The organism is Paraconexibacter antarcticus (assembly GCF_024220175.1).
In the GTDB taxonomy this organism is placed as follows: domain Bacteria; phylum Actinomycetota; class Thermoleophilia; order Solirubrobacterales; family Solirubrobacteraceae; genus Paraconexibacter; species Paraconexibacter antarcticus.
In genome coordinates this window covers 1,355,277-1,379,137 of record NZ_CP098502.1, presented here as the reverse complement: position 1 = coordinate 1,379,137, position 23,861 = coordinate 1,355,277, and the positions used below count along the sequence as shown (strand labels likewise).

The 23,861-nt window shown below is 73.1% G+C and carries 24 protein-coding genes; 10 read left to right on the top strand and 14 right to left on the bottom strand.

Annotated elements, in window-relative coordinates:
* Positions 1-10: 10 nt before the first annotated feature.
* Positions 11-700 (top strand): metallophosphoesterase family protein, encoded by a 690-nt coding sequence (locus NBH00_RS06910; protein WP_254572611.1) that lies wholly within the window; start codon positions 11-13, stop codon positions 698-700.
* 34 nt (positions 701-734) lie between these two features.
* Positions 735-1,382 (top strand): hypothetical protein, encoded by a 648-nt coding sequence (locus NBH00_RS06905; protein WP_254572610.1) that lies wholly within the window; start codon positions 735-737, stop codon positions 1,380-1,382.
* On the opposite strand, the gene NBH00_RS25200 is transcribed toward NBH00_RS06905, so the two are convergent.
* Together NBH00_RS25200 and NBH00_RS06885 are read right to left on the bottom strand one after the other, a co-directional pair.
* Complete coding sequence (locus NBH00_RS25200; protein ID WP_302182709.1) at positions 1,370-3,079, bottom strand: putative bifunctional diguanylate cyclase/phosphodiesterase; 1,710 nt, start codon at positions 3,077-3,079, stop codon at positions 1,370-1,372. The genes NBH00_RS06905 and NBH00_RS25200 overlap by 13 nt on opposite strands.
* Before the next feature lie 4 nt (positions 3,080-3,083).
* Positions 3,084-3,938, bottom strand: a complete 855-nt coding sequence (locus NBH00_RS06885; protein WP_254572609.1) for a sensor histidine kinase — start codon at positions 3,936-3,938, stop codon at positions 3,084-3,086.
* 89 nt (positions 3,939-4,027) lie between these two features.
* On the opposite strand from NBH00_RS06885, the gene NBH00_RS06880 reads away from it, so the two are divergent.
* Complete coding sequence (locus NBH00_RS06880) at positions 4,028-4,633, top strand: hypothetical protein (RefSeq protein ID WP_254572608.1); 606 nt, start codon at positions 4,028-4,030, stop codon at positions 4,631-4,633.
* A 37-nt stretch (positions 4,634-4,670) separates the two neighbouring features.
* Here NBH00_RS06880 and NBH00_RS06875 read toward each other — a convergent pair whose 3' ends face one another.
* From NBH00_RS06875 to NBH00_RS06865, 3 genes are all read right to left on the bottom strand, one after another.
* Positions 4,671-5,366 carry a metal-dependent transcriptional regulator gene (locus tag NBH00_RS06875; RefSeq protein ID WP_254572607.1) on the bottom strand — a complete coding sequence of 232 codons (696 nt, stop codon included), beginning with the start codon at positions 5,364-5,366 and terminating at the stop codon, positions 4,671-4,673.
* Between the two features lie 98 nt (positions 5,367-5,464).
* The gene (locus tag NBH00_RS06870) at positions 5,465-6,580 is read right to left on the bottom strand and encodes a zinc-binding dehydrogenase (protein ID WP_254572606.1); all 1,116 of its coding nucleotides are present in this window, start codon (positions 6,578-6,580) and stop codon (positions 5,465-5,467) included.
* Positions 6,581-6,667: 87 nt separating this feature from the next.
* Positions 6,668-7,465, bottom strand: coding sequence for a SigB/SigF/SigG family RNA polymerase sigma factor (locus NBH00_RS06865; protein WP_254572605.1), 798 nt, complete (start codon positions 7,463-7,465; stop codon positions 6,668-6,670).
* Positions 7,466-7,722: 257 nt separating this feature from the next.
* Between NBH00_RS06865 and NBH00_RS06860 the strand changes: the two genes are divergently transcribed.
* From NBH00_RS06860 to NBH00_RS06830, 7 genes are all read left to right on the top strand, one after another.
* Complete coding sequence (locus NBH00_RS06860; protein ID WP_254572604.1) at positions 7,723-8,139, top strand: ATP-binding protein; 417 nt, start codon at positions 7,723-7,725, stop codon at positions 8,137-8,139.
* A complete protein-coding gene (locus NBH00_RS06855; RefSeq protein WP_254572603.1) occupies positions 8,136-8,573 on the top strand; it encodes a hypothetical protein in 438 nt (145 codons plus the stop codon). The genes NBH00_RS06860 and NBH00_RS06855 overlap by 4 nt, the downstream gene beginning before the upstream one ends.
* Before the next feature lie 60 nt (positions 8,574-8,633).
* Positions 8,634-9,014, top strand: a complete 381-nt coding sequence (locus NBH00_RS06850; RefSeq protein WP_254572602.1) for an STAS domain-containing protein — start codon at positions 8,634-8,636, stop codon at positions 9,012-9,014.
* A 79-nt stretch (positions 9,015-9,093) separates the two neighbouring features.
* Entirely contained in the window at positions 9,094-10,815 is a 1,722-nt protein-coding gene (locus tag NBH00_RS06845) for a SpoIIE family protein phosphatase (RefSeq protein ID WP_254572601.1), read from the top strand.
* Positions 10,812-11,153 (top strand): STAS domain-containing protein, encoded by a 342-nt coding sequence (locus NBH00_RS06840; protein ID WP_254572600.1) that lies wholly within the window; start codon positions 10,812-10,814, stop codon positions 11,151-11,153. The genes NBH00_RS06845 and NBH00_RS06840 overlap by 4 nt, the downstream gene beginning before the upstream one ends.
* An 80-nt stretch (positions 11,154-11,233) precedes the next feature.
* On the top strand, positions 11,234-12,379 hold the full coding sequence (locus NBH00_RS06835; protein WP_254572599.1) for a MerR family transcriptional regulator: 1,146 nt from the start codon (positions 11,234-11,236) through the stop codon (positions 12,377-12,379).
* 64 nt (positions 12,380-12,443) lie between these two features.
* Positions 12,444-12,953, top strand: coding sequence for a beta-class carbonic anhydrase (locus tag NBH00_RS06830; RefSeq protein ID WP_254572598.1), 510 nt, complete (start codon positions 12,444-12,446; stop codon positions 12,951-12,953).
* On the opposite strand, the gene NBH00_RS06825 is transcribed toward NBH00_RS06830, so the two are convergent.
* The 9 genes from NBH00_RS06825 to NBH00_RS06785 are packed head-to-tail and all read right to left on the bottom strand — an operon-like array spanning position 12,954 to position 23,734.
* The gene (locus NBH00_RS06825; RefSeq protein ID WP_254572597.1) at positions 12,954-13,667 is read right to left on the bottom strand and encodes a TetR/AcrR family transcriptional regulator; all 714 of its coding nucleotides are present in this window, start codon (positions 13,665-13,667) and stop codon (positions 12,954-12,956) included.
* 8 nt (positions 13,668-13,675) lie between these two features.
* A complete protein-coding gene (locus tag NBH00_RS06820) occupies positions 13,676-15,076 on the bottom strand; it encodes an MlaD family protein (protein WP_254572596.1) in 1,401 nt (466 codons plus the stop codon).
* A 12-nt stretch (positions 15,077-15,088) separates the two neighbouring features.
* Positions 15,089-16,360 (bottom strand): MlaD family protein, encoded by a 1,272-nt coding sequence (locus NBH00_RS06815; protein WP_254572595.1) that lies wholly within the window; start codon positions 16,358-16,360, stop codon positions 15,089-15,091.
* The gene (locus NBH00_RS06810) at positions 16,357-17,949 is read right to left on the bottom strand and encodes an MlaD family protein (protein WP_254572594.1); all 1,593 of its coding nucleotides are present in this window, start codon (positions 17,947-17,949) and stop codon (positions 16,357-16,359) included. Before NBH00_RS06810 ends, NBH00_RS06815 begins: the two co-directional genes overlap by 4 nt.
* A complete protein-coding gene (locus NBH00_RS06805; RefSeq protein ID WP_254572593.1) occupies positions 17,950-19,371 on the bottom strand; it encodes an MlaD family protein in 1,422 nt (473 codons plus the stop codon).
* A complete protein-coding gene (locus NBH00_RS06800; RefSeq protein ID WP_254572592.1) occupies positions 19,368-20,885 on the bottom strand; it encodes an MlaD family protein in 1,518 nt (505 codons plus the stop codon). The genes NBH00_RS06805 and NBH00_RS06800 overlap by 4 nt, the downstream gene beginning before the upstream one ends.
* 8 nt (positions 20,886-20,893) lie before the next feature.
* On the bottom strand, positions 20,894-22,192 hold the full coding sequence (locus NBH00_RS06795; RefSeq protein WP_254572591.1) for an MlaD family protein: 1,299 nt from the start codon (positions 22,190-22,192) through the stop codon (positions 20,894-20,896).
* Between the two features lie 3 nt (positions 22,193-22,195).
* Positions 22,196-22,993: an ABC transporter permease gene (locus NBH00_RS06790; protein WP_254572590.1), complete on the bottom strand. Its 798-nt coding sequence runs from the start codon at positions 22,991-22,993 to the stop codon at positions 22,196-22,198.
* Positions 22,994-23,734 carry an MlaE family ABC transporter permease gene (locus NBH00_RS06785; RefSeq protein WP_254573707.1) on the bottom strand — a complete coding sequence of 247 codons (741 nt, stop codon included), beginning with the start codon at positions 23,732-23,734 and terminating at the stop codon, positions 22,994-22,996.
* Positions 23,735-23,861: the final 127 nt, after the last annotated feature.

Below are 23,861 nucleotides of genomic sequence, written 5' to 3'. Positions count from 1 at the left end.
TCCCTACACCATGCTCGCCGTCCTCTACGACCTGCACGGGAACCTCCCGGCCCTCGACGCCGTCATCGACGACGCCGCGGCCGCCGGCGTGGAGGGCTACGTCCTCGGCGGTGACTACGCCGGCTTCGGGGCCTGGCCGCGCCAGACCGTGGCCCGCCTGGAGCGGCTGCCGAACGCGACGTGGATCGCCGGCAACCACGAGCGCTGGCTCTCCGGCGACGAGCACGACGTCCCCCCGAACCCGGTCGCGCGGCCTGCGGTGCGCGCCATGCGGCGGGACCTCGACGCGGAGACGACGGCCCGCCTGACCGCGCTCCCGTCCACTGCCCGCATCGGCGACACGCTCTTCTGCCACGCCTCGCCGCACTCGGACATGCGCTCCTTCGGCCCGGGCGTCGAGCCGGAGGACCGCGAGCGCCTCGGCGACGTCGGCGGCGCCACGCGCGTGGTCTTCGGCCACACCCACGTCCAGTTCCGCCGCACGGGCCCCGCAGGCGTCGAGCTCGTCAACCCCGGCAGCGTCGGGCTCCCCTTCGACGGGGACGACCGCGCCGCCTACGCGCGGATCGCCGGCGACGGGACGCTCACGCTCCACCGCGTCGCCTACGACACGCAGCTGACGATCGCCGCCCTCGAGGACCACGGCGAGCCGTGGGCGGCCATCGTCGCCGGCTGGGTCCGCGCGGCCCGCCCGGTCTGATCGGGCCCGCGACCGCCGCCCGTACCCTCGGGTGATGCCCGAGCGCTCCGATGCCTTCGAAGTCGTCGACGCCGAGGGACGGGTCCGCGCCCGCCTCGGCGTGGGCCCCGACGGCGCCCTCGCCCTCGACCTCGCCGACGCCGCCGGCCTGATCCGCGCGACGCTGAGCGTCGAGCCCGCCGGGTCCGCCTCGCTGCGCCTCGCCGACGAGCGCGGGACCTACCGCGTCGCGCTCGGCGCCTGGCTCGACGGCAGCTCCTCGGTGGACCTCTACGACGCCGGCCGCAACCACCGCGTGAGCCTCGGCGAGAGCCCGCGCGGGCCGGCCGGGCTCAACGTCTGGGACGCCGCCGGCCACCTGCGCGCCGCCCTCGCCCAGGGGCCGGAGGCCGACCGCGAGAGCTCCGTCGAGTTCTGGGACCGCGACGGGACCTACCGGGCCGGCTTCGGCACCTGGCCGGACGGCGGCACCGGTGCCGAGCTCCTCGACGCCGGCGGCACGCTGCGCACGCGCGTCGGCCAGCGCCCCGCCGCCGACGGCGCGCCCGCCGTCGTCGAGCTCTACGGGGCGGACGGCCGCTTCAAGGCCGCGATGGGCGAGTACCCGGACGGCGCCGGGCGGCTGAGCCTGTGGGACGCGGACGGCACGCCGATCGCCGGGCGCATCGATCAGAGCCCGTAGCCGAGCTCGCCGGGCGGCTTCGGGCGGGCGTAGTGGTAGCCCTGCCCGACGTCGCAGCCGAGCCCGCGGAGGCGCTCGACCTGCTCGACGAGCTCGACGCCCTCGGCGACCGTCCGCTTGCCGAGCGCGTGCGAGAGCGAGATGACCGCGGCGACGATCGCGGACTCCTGCTCGGAGCGGTGCATCCCCGCCACGAAAGAGCGGTCGATCTTCACGATGTCGAAGGGCAGCCGCTGCAGCGCGCGCAGCGACGAGTAGCCGGTCCCGAAGTCGTCGACGGCGAGCGTGATCCCTAGCTCCTTCAGGCCGTCGAGGACCTTGCCCATCGCGCCGAGGTCCTCCATGACCGTCGTCTCCGTGACCTCGAGGCAGAGCAGCCCCGGGTCGGCGCGGGTGCGCTCGAGGACGTCGGCCACGGTCGCGACGAGCTCGGGGTGCTGGAGCTGGCGGGCGGAGAGGTTCACCGACATGCGGACGGGGACCTCGGGGCGCCGGGCCTGCCACGTCGCCGACTGCGCGCACGCGACCTCGAGGACCTGGAGGCCGAGCTGGTGGATGATCCCCGTCTCCTCCGCGGTGGCGATGAACTCCGCCGGCCCGAGCAGGCCGCGCTCGGGGTGGCGCCAGCGGACGAGCGCCTCGACTCCGTAGAGGGCGCCGGTCGCCATCCGCACCTGCGGCTGGTAATGGACCTCGAGCTCGTGGCGGTCGATCGCGCGGTGGAGGGCGTGCTCGACGTGCTGGCGCTCGACGGCGCGCTCGCGCATCGCGTCGTCGAAGACCTCGTAGACCCCGCCGCCACGCTCCTTGGCCCGGTACATCGCGGCGTCGGCGTCGCGGATGAGGGCGTCGGCGTGCGCGTTCTGGTCGAGGGCGAGCGCGATGCCGACCGAGGTGCGGACGTACACCTCCTCGCCGTCGAGGAGGAACGGGGCGCTCAGCGCCGCCGAGAGCCGCTCGGCGATCCGGATCGCCTGCTGCTCGCCGTCGATCTCCTCGCAGAGCACGACGAACTCGTCCCCGCCGAACCGGGCGGCGGAGTCACCGGTGCGCAGGACGCCGAACAGGCGCGTGGCGACGTCGACGAGCAGGCGGTCACCCGCCGCGTGCCCGAGCGAGTCGTTGATGACCTTGAAGCGGTCCAGGTCGCAGAAGAGGACCGCGACCGACGTGTCGCGGCGGCCGAGGCGGGCGAGCGCCTGGCCGAGGCGGTCGAGGAAGAGCGCTCGGTTCGGGAGCCCGGTGAGCTGGTCGTGGAGCGCCTGGTGGGCGAGCTGCGCCTCCGCGCGCTTGCGCTCGATCGCGTAGCTCACCGAGCGCACGAGCAGGCGGCCGTCGACCTGCCCCTTGACGAGGTAGTCCTGCGCGCCGTCCTGCACCGCGCGGCGCGCAAGCTCCTCGTCGGCGCGCCCGGAGAGGACGATCACGGGGACGTCGACCGCCGCGGTGCGGATCTGGTCGAGGGCGTCCAGGCCGGTCGCGTCGGGCAGCGACAGGTCGAGCAGGACGCAGTCGTAGCGGGCGTCGAGGAGGCGGCTGATCCCCGTGGCCAGGCGGTTGACGTGCTCGACGAGCACCGGCCCCTCGGCCGCCTCGTCGAACATCTTCCGCACGAGCAGCGCGTCGCCGGGGTTGTCCTCCACCGCGAGGACGTGCAGCACGCCCTCGCCGAGGTCGGTGCGGGCCTCGGACCGCACCGGGTCAGGCCGGGCCGGGCGCGGCCGGGTCGGGTGCCGTCTCGTCCTTGAGCGACACGTGGAACACGCTGCCGCCGCCGGGGTTCGGCGTCACCCAGATGCGCCCGCCGTGACGCTCGGCGATGCGGCGGCAGATCGCCAGGCCGATGCCGTTGCCGTCGAACTCCTCGCGCGCGTGGAGGCGCTGGAACGCGCGCCAGATGCGGTCGGTGCGGTCGGTCTGCACGCCGATGCCGTCGTCGGTGACCGTGAGCTCCCAGCCGTCACCGCCGGGGACCGGGTCGACGGCGACCACGACGGTGTTGCCGCGCTCGGAGCGGCGGAACTTCACGGCGTTGGAGATGAGGTTCTGCAGCAGCTGGCCGAGCTGCGGGCGGTCGGCCACGATGACCGGGAGCGGGCCGCGGATCTGCACGTCGGCGCCGGCCTCGGCGATCGCGGGGCCGAGGTCGCGCTGCACCTCGACGAGCAACTGGTCGAGGTCGACGGGCGCGGCGCTGACCGCCGCGCTGCCCACGCGGGCGTACCGCAGCAGGTCGTCGATGAGCGCCTTCATGCGGTCGGCGCCGTCGACGGCGTAGAACATGAACTCCTTGGAGCGCGCGTCGAGGACCGGCCCCGCGCGGCGATCCAGCAGCTGCAGGTAGCTCGTCACCATGCGCAGCGGCTCGGTGAGGTCGTGGGAGGCGACGTAGACGAGCTCCTGGAGCTCCTCCTCGGTGCGGCGGTTGCCCGCGCGCACGGCGGCCAGGGCGCCGGCCGCCTCGGCCCGGCGCTCCGGCGGCAGCTCACCGATCAGCTCCTGGAGCCGGGTGAACGCGTCGCGCTCGGTCGCGTTGTCGATCGCCAACTGATCCACCGTCTGACTGCTATCGGCATCCCTCGCCGCGTCCTCAAGCCCCGCTGGCGCATCGGCATCCATGGTGGGGTTCACGCTACCGTGCGGGCATGCCGCCTGTGCACGATCCGGACCCGGACGACCCCCTCGGACTGGGCCTCTCCGGCGCTCCCGCCCCCGCCGAGGACGAGCCCGCCGACGCCGTCGAGGTCATCGACGTCGTGGCCTCTGTGGGCCCGCTCGACACCGTCGTCGTCACCCTCCGCGAGTTCCTCCACCGCTCAGGGGCGGTCCGCGCGATCGCGCTCATGCCGTCGGCGCGCGAGGAGGACCCCCCGACGCTCGTCGACTGCGCGCGCCTGCAGCCGATCGAGGTCGTCGCGGACGGGCGCACCGTCCACCTCCCCCACGCGATCCCGCTCGAGGCCGAGCCGCTGGCGCTGTACGACGTGCGCCAGCTGCCGCCCTTCGAGGTCCACCCCGGCGACGGGCGGATCGCCGCGCCCCTCGGCGGCGTGGAGCACTACGGGTACGCGGTCCGCTCGCTCGCCGCCGCCCTCGGCGACGGCGCGGTCGCGCTCATCACCTTCACGACGACCGACCTCGAGGCGCCGCTGTCGCTCACCGCGCGGCTCGGCGACCCGATCGTCATCAGCCTCGGCGACGAGGAGTACGAGATGGAGCCGGGCTGGCCGGAGCAGCTCCCGAGCGAGTAGCCGGACGCGCCGGCCGGTGGGCGCGGCGAGGCGTCCGTCAGGCCCGGTCCGCGACCCGCATGGCGAGCGCGAGCCCGCCGCCGATCGTGTGGGTGCTCTCGCCGATCGCGACGGTCGCGGGACCCCCGAAGGGCTGGCGCGCCTTGACCTCGACGTGGTCCCCGAGGCTGATGCCCTGGGCGTCGAGGTAGCGGAGCATCTCCGGGTCCCCGCCGGCGATGCGCGAGAACGTCCCGCCGTCGCCGGGCTGCAGGTCGGCGAGCGAGCGGGTGCGATCCTCCCCGACGAGCAGCTCGGCCGACGGGATCGGCGCCCCGTGCGGGTCGTGCGTCGGGTCGCCGAGCTTCGCGGCGATGCGCGCCTCGAGGTCCGCCGAGATGACGTGCTCGAGCGCGTCCGCCTCCTCGTGCACCCGGTCCCACGGGACCCCGAGGTGCTCGGCGAGGTAGAGCTCGAGCAGCCGGTGGTGGCGCAGGACCTCGAGCGCGAGGCGCTCACCCTCCGCGGTCAGCCGCACGCCCTTGTACGGCATGTGGTCGGCGAGCCCGAGCTCCGTGAGCTTGCGGAACATCGCCGACACCGACGCGGGCGTCACGCCGATGCGCTCGGCCATGTCGTTCGTCCCGACCGGCGCTCCCTCGCTCGCGATCGCGATCGAGTAGATCGCCTTCACGTAGTCCTCGACCGCCTCCGAGGAACCGGTGTGCGAGACGCGGTGGGGCCCGACGGACATGGCCCTGAACGATACCTCGGGGGCGGGGATGACCCACCGCCCGAGAGACGGAGCCCCTGGGCGGGTTCTCCCGACCTGATCCGCGGCGCAGCCGAGGATCAGGCGAACTCGATGACGGAGCGGATGCCGTCCGCCGCGTGCATGAGGTCGAAGCCCTTGTTCACCTCGTCGAGGGTGATCCGGTGGGAGATGAACGCATCGACGTCGATGTCGCCCGCCATGTAGCGGTCGACGAGCTGCGGGACCTGGTCGCGGCCCTTGACCCCGCCGAAGCTCGACCCGGCGACCCGGCGCCCGGTGATGAGGTAGCGGGGGATGACGTCGAGCGTCTCGCCCTTGCCGGCGACGCCCGTCACCGTGCACAGGCCCCAGCCCATGCGGGCGGCCTCGACGGCCTGCTGCATGACCTTCACGTTGCCGGTCGCCTCGAAGGTGTAGTCGGCGCCGAAGCCCCCGGTCATCTCGAGGATCTCATCGACCGCGTCCGGCCCGCCGACCATGACGTCCGTCGCGCCCTGGCCCTTGGCGAGCTCGAGGCGGTCCGCCGAGAGGTCGACGCACACGATGCGCTCGGCGCCCTGCAGGCGGGCGCCCGCGACCGCGCCGAGGCCGACCATCCCCGCCCCGAAGACCACGACGAACGAGCCGGCCTCGACCTTCGCCGTGTTCATCGCGGCGCCCAGGCCGGTGGACAGGCCGCAGGCGAAGAGGCACGCGCGGTCGAGCGGCGCCTCGGGGTCGACCTTCGCGAGCGCGATCTCCGGCATGACCGTCGCCTCCGCGAACGTGCTCGTCCCCATGAAGTGGCGGATCGGCTCGCCGCCGTCGCCGATGCGCGAGAGCCGCGTCGTGCCGTCGGGCAGGTGGCCCTTGCCCTGCTCCTCGCGGATGGCGAGGCAGATGTTCGTCTTGTCGGACACGCAGTGCACGCACTCGCGGCACTGCGGCGAGAAGAGCGTGACGACGTGGTCGCCGACCGCGAGCGAGGTGACGCCCTCGCCGACCGCCTCGACGACCCCGGCGCCCTCGTGACCGAGGACGGTCGGCGCGTACCCCGAGGGATCCACGCCCGAGGCGGTGTACATGTCGGTGTGGCAGACGCCGCAGGCGACGAGCCGGACGAGCACCTCGCCCCGCTGCGGGCCCTGCAGCTCGACGTCCTGGACGACGAGCGGCTTGGCGAATTCCTCGAGGACGGCGGCGCGGATCTTCATATGCGAAGACCCTAACCCCCCGCCGGAGCGGCGGCGCGCCGTGCGGGAGGGCCGGGGGTGCGGCCTCCCGTGGGGTGGCGGCGGGGTTCAGGCGACGCGCAGCGCCGGGCGCGCGGCAGGCCGCTCGTCCGTGTCGGTGAGCTGCGTGCGGAGCTCGTCGAGCGAGCGGCGCAGGAGGCGGGACACGTGCATCTGGGAGATCCCGACGCGGTCGGCGATCTCACGCTGGGTGAGTCCCTCGAAGAAGCGCAGCCGGACGATCTCGCGCTCGCGACCGGCGAGGGCACGCATGCCGTCGTCGAGCAGCACGCGGCGCTCGGCGGTCATGAAGCCGTCGTCCTCCTCGCCGAGGAGGTCCAGCGCGGTGCGGTTGTCGCCCACCGGTTCCTCGAAGGAGACCGTCGAGTAGTTCTGTGCGCCCTGCATCGCCTCGAGCACCTGCTCCTCGGTGGAGTCGGTGGCGACGGCGAGCTCGGCGATCGTCGGGGCGCGGCCCTCGGTCACGGTGAGCCGGTCGACCGCGCGCGTGAGCTTCGCGTTGAGCTCCTGGATGTCGCGCGGGACGCGGATGGACCAGCCGCGGTCGCGGAAGTGGCGCTTGATCTCGCCCGCGATGTTCGGCGCGGCGAAGGTGGAGAGCTTGAAGCCACGCTCGACGTCAAAGCGGTCGACCGCCTTGAGCAGGCCGACGGCGCCGACCTGCACGAGGTCGTCGAGCGGCTCGCCGCGGCCTGCGTAGCGCCGGGCCATGTGCCGCACGAGGGGCATCATCCGCTCGATGAGGATGGCGCGCGCCGCGCGGTCGCCTTCCAGGTGGTAGCGGCGCAGCAGCTCTGCTTCGTCGTCGAGTGCTGCGGTGGGGGTGACCGTCTCGGTGTTGCTCATGGGCCTGGGGTGCCTTCCCGTTGCCGTGTGCGGTGGATGACGTTGATACTCACGACCGAAAGCACGCGAACAAGCCGGTCAAACCCGGTCACATCGCCGGTTCCGCGAACATTTTCCCGGTCTGAGGGTGGTCACGTCCGGTCATATGCCCGGTGAGCAGGCCCGCGGCGGTTGCACCTCACGCCGGGATGTGACAGACAGGTTTCTGCGCACACGTTCTCGGGCAGTGCAGCATGGCCGTTCGTGCGCCCTCCGCGATGACAGACCTTCCCGACCTCGAACTCACCCTTCCCGCCCGTGCGGAGAACGTCGGCGTCGTCCGGCACCTCCTCGGCGGGGTGGCGGAGGCGCTCGACATCGACCGCGAGCAGCTCGACGACATGCGCCTCGCGGTGAGCGAGGCCTGTGCGAACGCGGTCGTCCACGCGTACGGCGACGGCAGCGGCCTGATGGACGTCGACATCGCCGCCCGCGGCGCCGAGCTCCTCATCAACGTCCGCGACCACGGGGGCGGCATGGCCCCGCGCACCGACTCCCCCGGGCTCGGCGTCGGGCTCCCGCTGATGGCGAGCCTCGCCGAGTCGATGGAGCTCCTCACCCCGCCCGGCGGCGGCACCGAGGTCCGGATGCGCTTCCGGCTGCCACCCCCTCCCGTGCAGGAGCTCCGCGCGTGACGAGCGACGAGGCGCCGGTGCCCGCCGGGGACCGCACGCCCCCCAACGGCGCGGACGGCCGGGTCGACCGCACCCGCGTGAGCCTTGCGTCCGGGCCGATGATGGGGCCGGTGCTGTCCCGGCTCGTCGGCATCTACGCCGCCCGCGCCGACCTGCCCGTCGATCGCCTCGGGGACGCGCTGCTCGTCGCGGATACGCTCGCCGACCGCGCGCCCGCGGTCTCGGACCGCGGCCGCGTCCAGCTCAGCCTCCAGTCCGAGGCCGGCCGGCTCGAGCTCCGCATCGGGCCGCTGCGCCCCGGCGGCGGGCAGCGGCTGCTCGACGGGGCACGGCTGCCCGAGACCGGCGCCGTCGTAGAGCAGCTCGCCGACGAGGTCCGCGTCCGCTCCGGCGCCGCCGGCGGCGAGGTCCTCATCGTCAGGTTCGGCGCGTGAGCGGGCCCCGTCGAGCAGACCGGTGTTACAAGCCGGCCGGCACGGGTAGCATGGGCGCGCATGTCTGATTCCGCGAGCGACCCGATCACCTTCGACTTCGCCCTCTCCGAGGAACGCCTCGCGAGCGGTGCGCACGTCGTCGCGGTCTCCGGCGAGGTCGACATCTTCACCGCCCCCGACCTGAAGCGGACGATCGCCGCCGCGATCGAGGACGGCGCGCATCTGCTCGTCGTGGACCTCACCCACACGCGGTTCCTCGACTCGACCGCCCTCGGCGTCCTCATCGGCGCGGTAAAGCGCCTGCGGCCGCTGAACGGCCGCCTCGCGATCGTCAACACCGAGCCGTCCACGGCGAAGACCTTCCAGATCACCGGCCTCGACCGGATCTTCACCATCGTCGCCACGCGCGACGAGGCGCTGGACGTCGTCACCGCCGCCTGACGCATACGCCGCGCGCACCGGTCGCGCTGACGCGTCCAGTTCCGCCGCGCGCCGTCCAGCAACGTTCTAGTCTGATCCGGTGACGTTCTCCTGGCCGCCGCCTGCCGGCCGTTCCCGGGTCCTGGGCGCGGCGATCGCCGCCGGGCTCGTCATCCTCGTGCTCTTCACCGTCTTCGTGCTGCGGCTCACGGAGAACGCCGTCCGCCGCGAGGCGACCGGGCGCGTCGGGACCACCGCCGAGCTCAGCGCCCGGCTCGTCCGCGAGCAGGCCCTTCGCATCGGCGAGGTCGTCGGGTCCTACGGGACGCGGCTCGAGACGCTGCCGCCGCTGCGGAACGCGCGCCTGCCCGCGGCCGACGCGCAGCGGCTCCACATGACGCTCCGGGCGCTGCGGACCGAGGTCGACGGCATCGCCTCGGCGGCGTTCACCGATCCGCAGGGCCGGCTCGTCGCCTCGTCCCCCGCTTCGCCGCTCCCGATCGGGACCGACCTCTCCGGGCGTGACTGGTACCAGGGCGTCAAGCGCCGGTCGCCGTACCTCTCACGCGCCTTCATCTCGGCCGGGCCGGCCCACCGCAAGGTCACGGTCACGGCCGTCCGGGTCTACGGCGCGCGCCACCGGCTGCTCGGCATCCTCCTGGCCTCCGAGACCGACCGCACGCAGCGGTTCACCGACGCCTTCGGCCGTGAGTTCCACGCGAACGTGACCGTGACCGACCAGGACGGGGTCATCGTCGGGACGACGGGCGGGGCCGCCAACCGGCTCGTCTCCCTGGCGCAGGACCCGCTCGTCGCCAAGGCGCTCCGCGGGAGGAAGGGCACCTCGGTCGGGGACGTCGGCGGCGACCGCACCGTCACCGGCTTCGCGCCCGTCGCCGGGACGGGCTGGACGGTCACCGCGGCCGTCCCGGCCTCCGAGGCCTACTCCGACGTCCCGCGCCTGCGCCTCGCGCTGCTGATCGCCGCGGGCGTCATCGCCTTCCTGCTGCTCTTCCTCGTGCCGACGGTCGCCGGGCGCCTGTCGCGCGCCCGCGACGCCCTCGGGGTCCAGGAGGCCTTCCAGCGCGACCTGCTGCCGTCGCAGCTGCCCCGCGGCGTGCAGTCCGTCTACCTCGCGAGCGAGCGCCGGATGCTGCTCGGCGGCGACTTCATCGACGCCGTCGCCACGCCGGAGGGCGGCGTCGCGCTCCTCGTCGGCGACGTCTGCGGCCACGGCCCCCGTGCTGCCGCCCTCGGCGCGGGCCTGCGGGCCGGCTGGCGGACGCTCGCGACCGCCGGCGTCGGCACGACGCGCCTGGACCTGCTCGACCTCCTCGTGGAGGGCGAGCGTCGCGACGAGGACCTCTTCGTCACCGTCGCCTGTGCCGAGATCAGCCCGGACGGCCGCCACCTGACCTACGCGATTGCGGGGCACCCGCCGCCGCTGCTCCTCACGCCCGACGGGATCACCCTGCTCGAGGGCCCGCGCGGTGCGGCCCTCGGCCTCGGCGCCTCCGTGCCGTGGCCGACCGGCGAGTGCGCGCTGCCGGACGGCTGGGCGCTGGCGCTGTACACCGATGGCCTCATCGAGGCGCGGCCTGCCCCCGACGGCCCGCGTCTCGGGGTCCCGGGACTCGTCGAGTGGGCGACCGACCCGGCGGGCCGTCCGAGCGCCGAGCGGCTGCTCCGGGCGGCCCGCAACCTCGCCGACCGCGAGGCCCATGTGCTCGAGGACGACCTCGCCCTCGTGCTCGTCGACGCCTCCGTCGTGCAAGTTGATGTGCGGACCTCCGCCGCTCCGCGTAGCATTGAGCACGCATGACGTTCGGCCAACTCAAGATCGACCGCGACACCACCCCGGAATCGACCACCCTCCGCGTCAGCGGCGAGGTCGATCTGGCGACTGTCGACACCCTCGTCGAAGCCGTGGAAGGGGCTGTGCCGACCGGTGGCACCCTTGTCCTCGACCTCACCGGCGTCGAGTTCATGGACTCCGCCGGCGTCGCCGCCGTCAACCGCTGCCGCCGGATGATCACCGCCGCCGAGGCGAAGATGGTCGTCCGCTGTCGCGCCGGCGGCCCCGTCGCGCAGCTCGTCTCGTGGACGGGGCTCGACACGATCATCGACGTCGAGATCGTCGACGGTCCCGCCACCGTCTGACGTGCCCGGCGCCCGGCGGCGCCGCTGCAACACGACCCGCAGGCACCGCCGGCCGCCCCGCGATCTGCGAGGCTCGCAGGGTGGACAACCCCGGTCAGACCGTGAGCGCGACGGAGTTCGCCGCGCTCACCGGCGTCTCGCGCGAGCGCCTGCGCACGTGGGAGCGCCGCCACGGCTACCCGGTCCCCGTGCGGGTCGAGGGCGGCGCGCGCCGCTACGCGGTCGCCGAGATCGCTCGGGTCGTGGGCATCCGCCGCGCGGTCGAGACGGGCGTGCCGGTCGGGGTGGCGATCGCCGCCGAGCCCGGCGACGCCGCCGAGCCGATCGGCGACCGCGCCGCGGCCGCGCTCGCCGAGCACGCACCGCTCGCCGTCGTCGCCCTCTCCGGGCCGGAGCCGCTCATCGTGCGCTCGGTGAACGCCGTCGTCGCCGCCCGCCCGGACGCACCGCGTCCCGGCGACGACCTCCTCGCGCTCGCGCCGTGGTACGCCGAGGACCCGGGCTTCGCGACGCTCAAGCGGCTCTTCACGGACGACCTCATGGCCGCCCCGTGCACCCACCCCGACTGGACGGGCGGCCTGCGGCCGGGAGCGCAGTCGCTCGCCTATCGCCTTCCTCACGAGCTCGGCCGTCCGCCGCTCGTGGCGCTCATCGGCATCGACACCGCGCGCGAGCGCCGCACCCGGCAGCTGCTGCAGGATGCGGAGGCGGAGCTCGCCCGGGTCCGCGACGAGCTCGAGACGGACCGCGCCTTCGCTGCGGCGGCCGGCGCCGTCGCCGACCTCTTCCGGACCCAGCGCGGCGCCTCGACGCTCGCGGACGCGGCGACGATCCTCGTCCGGCGGCTCGGCGCCGTCGACGCGGGCCTCGCCCCCTCGATGGGCGGCGCGCTCGTCCTCGGCCGCTCCGCCCGCGGGCTTCTCGGCCCGGACCTCGTGACCGCCGCGCGCTTCGACGACCTCGCCGACGCCCTGCGGGAGGGGGCGCCGGCCTGGATGCCGGCACCGGTCGCCGCGGCGTTCGGCGCGCCCACCGGCCTGGAGCTGCTGCTCGTCCCGCTGCAGGCCGCCGGCGACGGCCTCGGGGCCCTGCTGCTCCTCTTCGACGAGCGCTCGGTCCTCACCGAGGCCGGCGAGCGGCTGCTGCGCGTCACCGCCGGCACGATCGCCCTCGCGCTGGTCCGCGAACGGGTCGCCGGCGAACTCCGGGACCCCGGCGCGGACTGACGCGCGGGGCGTTGCGTGACACCCGGCGGACGCCGCGCGCCGCGATGCGGAAAACTTCCACGGCATGAGCGTCATCGATGAACTGGAAGAGCACAACCGCCGGTACGCCGCGAGCTTCGCGGAGCAGCACCTGCCGACCGAGCCTGCGCTGCAGCTGGCCGTCGTCGCGTGCATGGACTCCCGCATCGACGTCTTCGCGTGCCTCGGGCTCGAGCAGGGCCAGGCCCACGTCATCCGCAACGCCGGCGGCGTCGTGACCGACGACGTCATCCGCTCGCTCTCGATCTCGCAGCGCAAGCTCAAGACGCGCGAGATCGTCCTCATCCACCACACGCAGTGCGGCATGCAGACGATCACCGACGACGGCTTCCGCCAGGAGCTGCAGGAGACGACCGGTCAGGCGCCGTCCTTCGCGATCGAGTCGTTCACCGATGCCGACGCGGACGTCCGCCAGTCGATCGCGCGCCTGCGGTCCTCACCGTTCCTCCCGCACACGGACTCGATCCGCGGCTACGTCTACGACGTCGAGACGGGCGTCCTGCATCAGGTGCAGGAGACCGCTCCCGCCGCCTGATCACCCCGCTCGGCCGGCGCCGCGCGCCGGCGCCGGCGCCGAGAAGCGCAGGAAGGCCGTCAGCAGCTGCCGCAGCGATCGGTCGAACCGCTCGGCCGGGAAATGCTCGGGGTCGGTGAGGGCGAGCACCGCCGCGTTCTCGCCGAGCCCGACGATGCTCAGCGCGAGCAGCTCGGCGTCGACCTGGCTCGTGCCGTCGGGACCGGCGGTCAGGCCCTCGACGATCTGCTGCACCCGCGCGACGATCGTCGCGCGGCCCGCGTCGATCCGCTCCCGGACGAGGGCCGGTGTCCCCTCGACCTGCAGGAGGATCAGCTCGTAGCTCCGCGGCCGCTCGGTGATCGCGCGCAGGACGCGGCCGATCGCCTCAACGACGAAGGCGGCCAGGTCCTCCGGCCCCCCTCCGGCCGGGGTCGCGATCGCGCCGATCGCGGTGAGGATCTCGGCGACCGCCCGCTGCTCCTCGGCCGACAGCAGCGTCGTCATCACGTCGTCGCGGTTGTTGAAGGCGTCGTAGACGACCGGCTTCGTCACCCCGGCCCGGCGGGCGATCGCCTCCATCGTCAGCCCCGCGTACCCGTGCTCGCGCACGACGTCGAGCGCCGCCTCGAGCAGCTGCTCGCGGCGCTCGGGCGCCGACAGGCGGGGCGCGTAGCGGCGTGCCGGACGGGCGGCGGCCTTGCGCGGGGTCGGTGGGCGACGGCTACGGGCCACGGCGACCTCTAGGGTGCCGCCGCCGTCACGTTCGGGTAGTACGACGTCTTGCCGTTGAACGTGATCCCGGGCGCGGTGTAGCACGGCGGCGCGCCACCCAGCTGGATCGGCGTGGGGTTGCCCACGTTGCGGCAGTCCGAGGACGGGAGGCCCTTGCCCTTCGCGAGCTCGGCGATCGCCCCCGGGGCCAGGTACGGGTTATGACGGTTCGTGCCGATGCGCTGCGAGCCGCCGGCGACGGCCTCGTTGAGGATCGGGACGATGACCCGCAGGTAGTGCTGGCCGCTTGCGTCCTTCGCCTGGGTCGCGGCGCCGAGGTTCGCGATCGCGGTCACCGCGTCCTGGCGGTAGAGGTTCGCGTACTGGACGACCGGGACGAGCTGGCGGCCGGCGGCCTCAAGCTGGACGAGGAGCGGCCGCGCCGCCTTCAGCGTCCGCGTGAGCGCCGGGAGGGCCGGGCCTGCGGCGTCGAGCACCGGGCCGAGCTCGCGGAAGGCGCCCTTCAGCTGCGGCGCGAGCTTCGACGCCTCGATGAGCGCGGGCCGGACGAGCGGGGCGACCGGGCGAAGCGTGGCGAGCGTCGGGGCGGCGTCACGGGCGACCCCCTCGAGCTCGTTCGCCGTCACGCGCGCCTCGCGGAGGAACGGCGGCAGCACGCGGATCGTTGCGGTGAGCTCCTTGTTGCGCGCGGCCGTCGCGCTGAGCAGGCTGTTGCCGGAGCGGACGAGGCTCTGGACGTCGGTGCCGCGCTCGCCGACGGCGGTCAGCGCGTCCCCGGTGTCCCGGATGAGCGCCTTGAAGGCGGGCTTCTGCGCGTCGAGCGTCGTGACGAGACGGGCGAGCGCGTCGGTCGCGGGGCCGGCGTTTCCGAGCAGCGCGTTGAGGTCGTTCCCGCGGCCGTCGAGCCCGATCGACAGGTCGGAGAGGAAGTTCTTGAACTCCTCGCGCGTCGTCTTGTCGAACGCGCCGAGCACCTGGTCGACGGCCTGCGGCTGGCCGATGTTGGAGAGCTTGAGGCTGCCGCCCTCCCTGAGCTTCGGGGCGTTCGGGGAGCCGGGCGTCAGCTCGATGAACGTCTCACCGAGCAGCGTCTTGATGCGGGTCGTCGCCTTCGCGTCGACCGGGATCGGCGCGTAGCGGCGCTTCAGCTCGATCGTCGCGTCGAAGCGGCCGTTCTGCGGCTCGACTTTCACGACCTTGCCGACCGGGACGCCGGCGATGCGGACCGAGGAGCCGCTCGCGAGGTTCGTCGCGTCGGACCCGAAGGAGGCGTGGAAGCGGTAGCCCTGCGCCTGGAACGGCGTCGTCCCGCCGAACGCCTTCCACACGAACAGCGTCGCGCAGAAGCACGAGAGCGCGAAGATCATGGCGGTGGCGATGGCGGCGAGTGACGGAGGCTTGGATCCCATGGTGCTGGCGGTCTACTTGCACGTCGGCGCAGGGCCGATGATCGTCTTCAGGAGCGGCGCGATGCTGCCGGTCGCGTTGATGAGGCTGTTGCAGGAGACGAGGGCGACGCCGCGCCAGCCCGCGCCGTGCGGGTCCTGCACGGACGTGAACGAGTTCGCGTTGTGGGCGAACCAGGCGAGCCAGAAGAGGTAGCCCTCGTCGTCGCCGGAGGGGTTGTAGGCGAGCTCGTTGACCGTGTAGTTCAGGATCTTGAACGCGCTGGTCAGCGACGGGGTGACCGAGCTGAGGTCGCGCGTGGTCGGCGACAGGTCCACCGCCAGCGGCTGGAGCTGACGGACGAGCGGGCGGAGCTTCGTGCGCAGCACCGGCTCGCCCTGGACGGCGACGTCGTCGACGGCCTTGAGGATCGGCTTGAGCTTGCGGAGCGTCGGGTCGAGCCCGTCGAGGGTCGGCGTGAGCTCGCCGGAGAAGCCGCGGAGGTTCGCGAGCGTGCTCGAGGTGGCCGACAGCGTGGCGGGGAGCTTCGCGACCGAGGCGCGCAGGGCGGCCTCCTGGCGCGCGAGCGCCTGCAGCGTGGCGTTGCCGCCCGTCACGACGTCGGCGAGCTGCTGGTCCTTCGACGCCGTCGCGGTCGTCAGCACGGCGAGGCTGTGGACGAGGCGACGGAGCTCCGTGCGTCGCCCGGCCATCGCCTGCGTCACCTCGTGGAGCTGCTGGGCGGTGGGCTTGAGCGTCTTCAGGAGCGCCTGCAGGTCCGGCCCGCGCCCGTCGAGGCCCTTGTCGACACCGGCGACGAGCACCTGGAAGAAGCGGCGGGTGTCCGTGTCCAGCGCGGCGGTGAGCTCGTCGCTGTCGACCGGCGGCGACGTGCGCGCCACCGGGATCGTCGTGGACCTCGGCGCCACCCCGGCGGTCCGGTGGCCGGGGAACAGCTCGACGATCATGTCCTTCAGCGGCGTGTTCGGCACGAGCACGGCGTGCGCGTCGTTGAAGACGTGCGGGAGCTTGCCGGGGTCGACCTGCATCTTCACGACGGCGAGGCCGTCCTTGTACTCGGAGCTCGTGATCGTGCCGACGCGCACGCCGGCGACGTTCACCGCCTGGCCGAGGCCCGGGTTCAGGCCGGCCGTCGTGTCGAACTCGGCCTTCAGCGTGTACCGCGAGGCGAACGGGTTCGGGAGCCGCTGCTTGACGAGGATGTAGCCGCCCGCGAGCGTCGCGGTGACCATGAGGAAGGCGATGACTCCGAGCCACTTGCCGTAGTCGTCGATCGCGCGTCTCATCGCTTCGCCCCCTTGACGGTCGCGGCCTTCGCGGCCTGGCGGGCGACGTCGCGCAGGGCGTCACGCAGCGCCGAGGACGGCGCCGACGCGGTCGGGGCCTGCTCGCCGACGGTGCGCGTGATCGTCGGCACTGTCGCGGCGGCCGGCGTACCGCCGCCGGAGGAGGACGACCGCTTCGTCGCCGTGATCGTCCCCGCGGCGGGGAACGGCGTGCGGGCCTGCAGGTTCGGCGCCGCCTGGTCGGTGCAGGTCGCCTCGGGGTGGTAGGGCGGCAGGTTCCCGTTGCCGAGCCAGTGCGGCGAGGTCCCCTCGATCTTCGGGCCCTGGCCGACGAGCTGCGGGAGGCCGGGCAGTGATCCGGTCGCGATGCTCTCCGCCCCCGCCGCCGCGATGTAGCGGACGGCCGGGCCGTTCGCGTCGAAGTCCTGCGACGAGCTCGCGAGGCCGGTCGTCGCGTGCAGGAGGTCCTGCCACACGGGGCGGCCGGTCGAGTTGGCGCCGTCGTTCAGGCTCGCGTTGAGCACCGGCAGGACCCGGTTCTGCAGGCAGTTGCTCACCGGCGTCACGAGCGGGAAGAGCGTCGTGAGGCGACGGCTGAGCGTCGGCAGGCGGTCGATCGTCGGGGTGAGCTTCGTGAGCAGCGCCGGCAGCTCGGCGGGCTTCGCGAGCGCCCCCGCCTGGCGCAGGAGCGCCGCGGTGTGGCGCAGGGTGGCCGGGGTCTGCGGGAGGTTCGGGCGCAGCGCGTCGGCGAAGCGCTTGACCGACGGCAGCGCGGCGTCGATCGCGGTGAGCGACGGCGGCGCCGTGCGGACGAGGTCGTCGATGCCGCGGACCGTCGCGCCGAGGTTCGCCGACTGCGAGGCCAGCGCGCCGCTCGTCGTGTCCAGGGCGCCGACCATCCCGCCGAGCGCCCGGTCGTTCGCGGCGAGCGTCCCGGTGATCATCGAGAGGGAGGAGATGAGGTTCGACAGGTCATGGCGCTCGATGCCGCGGGCCGCCTGGGCAACGATCGCGGTGTCTCGGAGGGCCGGGGTGAAGGGCTTGGCGGCGTTGCCGAAGGCGTGGGCGGCGCCGTTGTCGAGGCCCTCGCTGAGGTTCGTGATCGTCCGCTTGATCGAGTCGCGCGTCGAGTGGTTCAGCGACGTGAGGATCTGGTCGAACTGAACGGGCACCTGGGTCTGCGGCAGCGGGATCGTCCCGCCGTCGGGCAGGTCGGGGGCGCTCGGGCTGCCGGGCCGGAGCTCGATGTAGAAGCCGCCCTCGAGAAAGAGCCGCGGCCGCACGCGGATCGTCGCGTCCTGATGGATCGGGAGCGCGTTGTCCTTGAACTCCATCTTCACGAGCGCGGTCGTGCCCGGGCCCTTGGCGAGGCCGACGACCTTGCCGACGTCGACGCCGGCCACGCGGATCGGGGAGCCCTTGCGCAGCTGGCTCGTGTTCGAGAGGACCGCGTCGGCCCGGTAGCCGTGGACGAACGGCACGCGCTTGGCGAACGAGAAGTAGACGACGAGCGCGATCGCGACGATGCCGACGAGGCCCAGGGTCCCGACGCTCAGGCGCTTCCTCGGGGTGCGGCGCTTCGCGGCCATCTACTTGGTGCTCCCGATGAAGCCGGCACCCGCGCCGAGGTCGCGCACACCGGGCGGTGGGCTGGTCTCGACGGTGCTGTTCCGCTGATTCCCGGTCGGGTTTCCGATGCGCACGCCCTTGACGTACGGCTCGTTGCCGGCCTCGCACTCGTCGGCGTTCTCGTGCGGGGTCGGCGTGTTGTGCAGGTTCGGCGCCACCGTGCCGGCCGAGGTGTCCTGACCGGAGAGCAGCAGCGTCGTGACGTTGAACCACGAGGCGGTCTGGTCGCCGATGCCGACCGTCGAGAACGCGTTCCGGAAGGCGACCGGCAGCAGGTTGCACTGCAGCTGCGACGGCAGGATGGTGTCGAGCGTCGTCTTCAGCGTCTTCACGGTCGTCGTGAGGAGCTTCACCGAGTTCGGCGCGCTCGGATCACGCGAGAGCGTGCCGAGGGCCGCGAGCGCCGTGCGCAGGTTGTCGGCGAGCGCGGGCGTGCGCTTCAGTACCGGGGTCCCGGCCTTGATCGCGTCGCGCAGCCGCACGGTCGCCGTCGGGAGCAGGGCGGTGCCGGGCCGGATGGCGCGCGTGATCGAGGAGAGGTCGGCGAGCGTCGAGCGGATGACGGGCAGCGTGCGGATCCCGGCGTCCTCCGCCTTGGGCAGCTCGTCGATCGTGTCGCCCAGCGCGGGCGAGGAGGCGTCGAGCGCCTGGAGCGTCGTCGCGCCGTTGTCGAGGAGCGACACGAGGTCCGGGCTGACGGGCGCGATCGCCCGGGCCGCGAGCGCGCCGCCGGTGATGAACCGGCGCAGCTGGGTGTGCGGCTCGACGGCGACCTTGATGACGCGCTCGAGCGCGGGCAGGAGCTTGCCGGAGGCGGCGATCGTCATGTTGATCGACTCGCCACGGCCCGCGAGCGCGTCGCCGAGCGAGGTGATCGTCCCCTGCAGGCCCTTCGTCGTCTGGTCGTCGAAGACGTTGAACGCCTCGTCGAGCTCGACGATCGGCTCGGCGTGGCTCAGCGGGATCGTGCCGCCGGCCGGGACGCCCGTGGCGGACCTGCCCGGGATGAGGTCGAGGTACTTCGCCCCGAGGATCGACCGCGGGCGGACCTTCACGCGGGTGTCGACGGAGACGGGCTCCTGGCTCTTCTCGAGCGCGAGGGTGAGCAGCGCGTAGGCGGGCTTGCCGTTCACGCCGGGCTCGGCCTTGATCTTCGTGACGAGGCCGACGCGCGCGCCGCCGACGCGGACCTCGCTGCCGCCCTCGATGAGCTCCGCCGCGTCCGGGACCTGGACCCGGATCTCATAGGCGGGCACGAACGGCAGGCCGCGGTTCGCGCGGTAGGAGAGCACGATGCCGATGAGGCCGATCGCGAGGATCATCGACCCGACGAGGATCGGGTTCGAGAAGAGCTCCGAGGAGGAGGCGCCGCGCCGCTTCATGAGCCGAGGAGGTACTGGAGGAGGTCGCGGGCGGTACCTGAGCCCTTGGACTGGTCCGACCCGCCGAGGGCCCCGGGGACGCCCGGGATCGGCGGCAGCTTGATCGGCGGCAGGCCGGGCAGCTGGATCGTCGCGCCGTCGGTCGTGCCCGCCGGGGCGGGCGTCGCCGGCGCGGCCTGCGTGGAGGTCGCCGCCGGGGCCGCGGGCGCCGCCGTGCCGGGCGTCGTCTTCACCTTGCGCGCGGCGGGTGCCTTGCGGGTCGCCGTGGTGTCCCCGTAGTGCGCGGAGCAGCCCGGGGTCGGGGTCTCGGAGTACTGCGAGCAGCTGCTGAGCAGGATGTGCGCGGGCAGGAGGTGGGAGACCGAGTCGAAGCGCGAGGACGCCGAGGCCGCGCCGTAGATGAAGCTCAGGAGGTTCTCGAGCCCGCCGCGGGCCTGGAGGTTCACGAGCAGCTGGTTCAGCGAGCGGCCGGTCGGCCCGGCGGCGGCGGTGAACGTCTTCAGGAGCTTCACGACGGGCTTCGCCGCCGTGACGGTCCTGGACCCGGTCGTCGCGGCCGTCGACAGGTGGCTCAGCGCCGGCTTCGCGGCGGCCGTGAAGGCCGGGATCTGGTTCACGAGCGAGACGATCCCGGGGGTGGCCGTGCGGATGTCGCGGAGTACCGGGGTCCCGGCCGCGGCGACCTCGTTCAGGCGCGCGAACGTCGGCTGGGCCTGGTCGAGGAGCGCGGGCAGCTTCTTCACGCCCTGCTCGAGCGGGTCGCTGTGGTCGGCGGTCGTGCGCGTGACCTTCGCGGCCTCGTCGAGGAACGACGTGACCGACTGCGGGCGGTCGGCGAGCGTCGTCGAGATCCGGTCGACGTCGACGATCGACTGCGCGATCTCGCGCTTCTGCTCGCCGAGGATCGTCAGCGCCTTGCGCGTGAGCGCCAGGGCGGGGTTGGCCCGCCGGAGCACCGCGTTGAGGTCGTCCCCGCGGCCGGCGAGCCCGAGCCCGAGCGACGCGATGACGACCGAGAACCGCTGACGGACCGGGACGCGGAAGATGTTGAAGAGGTCGGTGATCGCGACCGGGACCGAGGTGTGCGTCACGGGCACCGTGGCGGCCTGGTCCCCCACCGGCTCCAGGGCGCCCGCCGCCGGGGTCCCCGGCTCGCACTGGACGAACCGCTCGGAGATAAGGCCCTCCGGCTGGATGTTGCAGGAGGCGTCCTTGCGGAACGGCGCGAAGCGGCGGTCGACCTGCATCTGGATCCGCGCCTTGAAGTCAGGCGTGAGGACGACGTCCTTGATCGTGCCCACCCGGGCGCCGGCGATCTTCACGAGCTGGCCCGGGATGATGCCCTTCGCCGTGTCGAAGATCGCGTCGACGCGGTACGTCGAGTCGGCGGTCGCCGAGCCGTGGTGGCTCGACGTCACCGGGCCGAGCAGCAGCCCGACGAGGACCGCGCAGGCAACGCCGACGGCGGCGGCCCAGCGCATGAGGCGGCCGGGCAGGGCGATGGGGAGGCGCACGCGGGACATCACTTCTGGTCGTGCGCCGGGTTGCAGAGGGACGGGTCCGGGATGTACGGGTTGGACTTGTCGCCGGCGGGCTCGACGGCGCCGCCCGGGCAGCGGGCGGTGTTCCCGGTGCTGAGCTGGGTCTTCGCGACGGAGCCGAGGCCGCCGGACAGCGCGCCCGGGCCGGTGATGAGCGGGACGCGGGCGTAGTGCCCGTTGGCGTCGTAGTAGCCCGCCGTCGTCCCCGTGAAGCCGTTGAACAGGCCGGCGATGGCGTCCGGCGAGTACGGACGCAGGCCGGTCGCGATCGGGAGGGCGGTCTTCAGGGCGGTCGACGTCGCGGACAGCGCGGGCCGTGCCGCCTTGTCGAGCGCCGGGACGCCCTTCAGCGCCTTCGTCAGCGCCGGGATAAGGTCGCGGAGCTGCCCGATCGCGGGGCGCAGGTCGCGGCCGGTCGTCGGCAGCAGACGCAGCACCTCGGCGAGCGGCTTGGCCGTCGGCTGCAGCTCGCGGAGGACGGGCCGGACGGACGTGAGGGTCGAGCGCGTGAGCTGCAGCGTGTGCATCGCCTGGCGGAGCGTCGACGGCGCGCGGACGAGCGAGTCCTGCAGCGCCGAGCGCTCGGCGGCGAGCGCGGCGAGCGTGCGGGCCGTGTTCGTGATCGAGCCCTGCAGCGCGCCCCGGCGCTGCGCGAGCGTCGTGGAGACGGTGGCGGCGGTCGACACCAGGCGCCCGACGGCCGCCTCGTCGCGGTCGGCCTCGCTGAGCAGCGCGCTGCCCTGGGCGATCGCCGGGTTCGCGTAGACGATCGCGTCGTTCGCGTCCTGCGCGTTCCCGTGGAAGACGTCGGCGCCCTCGTGGATGAGCCGCTTGAGCTTCGCGCGGGTCGGCGCGTCCAGCGCGGTCAGGACCTCGTCGAGGTCGACGATCGTGCGGGTGTCGGTCGGCCGGATCGTCCCGCCGTCCGGGATGTCCGCGCCCGTCGCCGACGGCGTGATCTCGACGTAGCGGTTCGCCACGCCCGAGAGGCCGACCGCGCGGACGCCGGCGACCGTGCCCTCCTTGAAGGGCCAGAAGTCGTCGTTCTTGGTCTTGACCTTGACGTTCGCCTGGTTGTCGTTCGTCAGGGTGATGTCGGAGACCGACCCGATCGCGCGGCCCGACACCTCGACGAGGTCGCCACGCACGAGCTGGCCCGCGTCGAGGAAGCGGATGTTCATCGTGTGCGAGCTCTTGCCCAACAGCACGACGGCGAGGATCGCGATGGCGACCAACCCGACGGCGGCCAGCGCCGCGCCTCTCACCTTGCCCTCACCCATGACCTAGCCGCCGATCGGGGCCCTGGCGTTGCCGCCCCAGAAGAGCTGGGTGCCGACCATGCCGATCGCATGGATGCCGAAGATGTTCACGACCATCGACTTCGCGGTCGCGGTGCCGACGCCGACCGGGCCGCCGGAGACGTTGTAGCCGTAGTAGCACCCGACGAGCACGACCATCGTGGCCATGCACATGCCCTTGATCGCGGAGTACGCGAGGTCGACGGGATTCTGGAACTGCCAGAAGATCTGGAAGTACCCGCCGGCGCTCACCTCGCCGATCTGCTGGACGACGGCGATGTAGGAGCCGACGAACCCGAAGGCGATCGCCGAGATGTAGACGAACGGGAGCACGAGCCACATCCCGAGCAGGCGGGTGGCGCAGAGGTAGAGCATCGAGTCGAAGCCCATGACCTCCAGGGCGTCGATCTCGTCGGAAATCCGCATCGAGCCGAGCTCGGCGACGATGCCGGTGCCGACCTTCGCGGCCATCATGTAGCCGAAGGCGTAGGGCGTGATCTCGCGCAGGTCGCACAGGGCGGTGAAGGCGCCGGACACCGACGGCGCGCCGATCTGGCGCGAGGCGTAGGCGCCCTCGATGCCGCACTCGAGGCCGAGGATGAACACGAGGCCGAGGACGATGAGCACGCTGCCGGTGACGAGGATCCCCGCCTGGCGCAGCGTCTCGCCGAAGAACTTCATGACGCGCAGGCGGTACACGTCGCCCATGACGCGCATCGCGAAGCGCAGGAACGTCCCGAACGGCGCCGTGGTGCGGTCCCCGATGGCCTTGAAGGTCGACATTCAGCGCACCAGGGTCAGCTCGGGGTGGGTGGCCAGCAGCGTCTGCGTGAAGACGTAGTTGAAGGCGCCGATGCCGAGGAAGCTGATGACGACGGCCTGGTTGACCGCGCGGCCCACGCCCTCGGCGCCGCCCTTGGCGGTCAGGCCCTTGTAGCAGCAGACGATCGCGATGATCGCGCCGAAGAGGATCGTCTTCAGCAGCGAGCCCCACAGCTCGGTCGAGGTCGCGTTCGTGAAGTACGTCGCGAAGAACGGGCCGAGCGGCGCCCCGTTCGTGAGCGTGACGAGCACCCCGCCGAACGTCCCGAAGATCACCGCGTAGACGTTGAACATGCCCGTCACGAGCATGAGCGCGAGGAAGCGCGGGACGACGAGGTTCTTGATCGGATCGACGCCGAGCACCTGCAGCGCGTCGAGCTCCTCGCGGATCTTGCGGGCGCCGAGGTCCGCCGTGATCGCCGTCCCCGCCACGCCGGCCATGACGATCGCGCACACAAGCGGCGCGAACTCGCGGACGACCGCGACGATGAACAGGCCGCCGAGACGGTCCAGGGCGCCGAAAAGGTTGAGGAAGTTCGCGGCCTGGATGCCGGCGGGCCCGTAGGTGAAGGCGAACGACGCGACGATCATCGGGAACCAGCACAGCCGCACCGCGAAGAGGAACTGCGTCACGAACTCCTTGCCGTACGGGAAGGGCGGCCGCACGGCGGAGATGAGCGTCTTGCCCGTCAGGACACCCATCGAGCCGATCGTCTCGATGAACTCCTTCAACGGCAGAAAAGTGCGATCGCCTACGGCGCGCAGCATGCGTCTTCGTACCCCATCCCGTGGCCCTCTCGGCGGTCTCCTGAGCCGCCCCCTCCTCTGA

Bases quoted from the DNA above. Each gene is read 5' to 3' on its own strand.
- NBH00_RS06860 (WP_254572604.1), top strand. From the start codon at position 7,723: ATGACAGACCTTCCCGACCTCGAACTCACCCTTCCCGCCCGTGCGGAG.
- NBH00_RS06795 (WP_254572591.1), bottom strand. From the start codon at position 22,192: ATGGGTGAGGGCAAGGTGAGAGGCGCGGCGCTGGCCGCCGTCGGGTTG.
- NBH00_RS06880 (WP_254572608.1), top strand. From the start codon at position 4,028: ATGCCGCCTGTGCACGATCCGGACCCGGACGACCCCCTCGGACTGGGC.
- NBH00_RS06785 (WP_254573707.1), bottom strand. From the start codon at position 23,734: ATGGGTGTCCTGACGGGCAAGACGCTCATCTCCGCCGTGCGGCCGCCC.
- NBH00_RS06830 (WP_254572598.1), top strand. From the start codon at position 12,444: ATGAGCGTCATCGATGAACTGGAAGAGCACAACCGCCGGTACGCCGCG.
- NBH00_RS06850 (WP_254572602.1), top strand. From the start codon at position 8,634: ATGTCTGATTCCGCGAGCGACCCGATCACCTTCGACTTCGCCCTCTCC.
- NBH00_RS06875 (WP_254572607.1), bottom strand. From the start codon at position 5,366: ATGTCCGTCGGGCCCCACCGCGTCTCGCACACCGGTTCCTCGGAGGCG.
- NBH00_RS06840 (WP_254572600.1), top strand. From the start codon at position 10,812: ATGACGTTCGGCCAACTCAAGATCGACCGCGACACCACCCCGGAATCG.
- NBH00_RS06805 (WP_254572593.1), bottom strand. From the start codon at position 19,371: ATGAAGCGGCGCGGCGCCTCCTCCTCGGAGCTCTTCTCGAACCCGATC.
- NBH00_RS06910 (WP_254572611.1), top strand. From the start codon at position 11: ATGCTCGCCGTCCTCTACGACCTGCACGGGAACCTCCCGGCCCTCGAC.
- NBH00_RS06905 (WP_254572610.1), top strand. From the start codon at position 735: ATGCCCGAGCGCTCCGATGCCTTCGAAGTCGTCGACGCCGAGGGACGG.
- NBH00_RS06820 (WP_254572596.1), bottom strand. From the start codon at position 15,076: ATGGGATCCAAGCCTCCGTCACTCGCCGCCATCGCCACCGCCATGATC.
- NBH00_RS06810 (WP_254572594.1), bottom strand. From the start codon at position 17,949: ATGGCCGCGAAGCGCCGCACCCCGAGGAAGCGCCTGAGCGTCGGGACC.
- NBH00_RS06865 (WP_254572605.1), bottom strand. From the start codon at position 7,465: ATGAGCAACACCGAGACGGTCACCCCCACCGCAGCACTCGACGACGAA.
- NBH00_RS06790 (WP_254572590.1), bottom strand. From the start codon at position 22,993: ATGTCGACCTTCAAGGCCATCGGGGACCGCACCACGGCGCCGTTCGGG.
- NBH00_RS06815 (WP_254572595.1), bottom strand. From the start codon at position 16,360: ATGAGACGCGCGATCGACGACTACGGCAAGTGGCTCGGAGTCATCGCC.
- NBH00_RS06870 (WP_254572606.1), bottom strand. From the start codon at position 6,580: ATGAAGATCCGCGCCGCCGTCCTCGAGGAATTCGCCAAGCCGCTCGTC.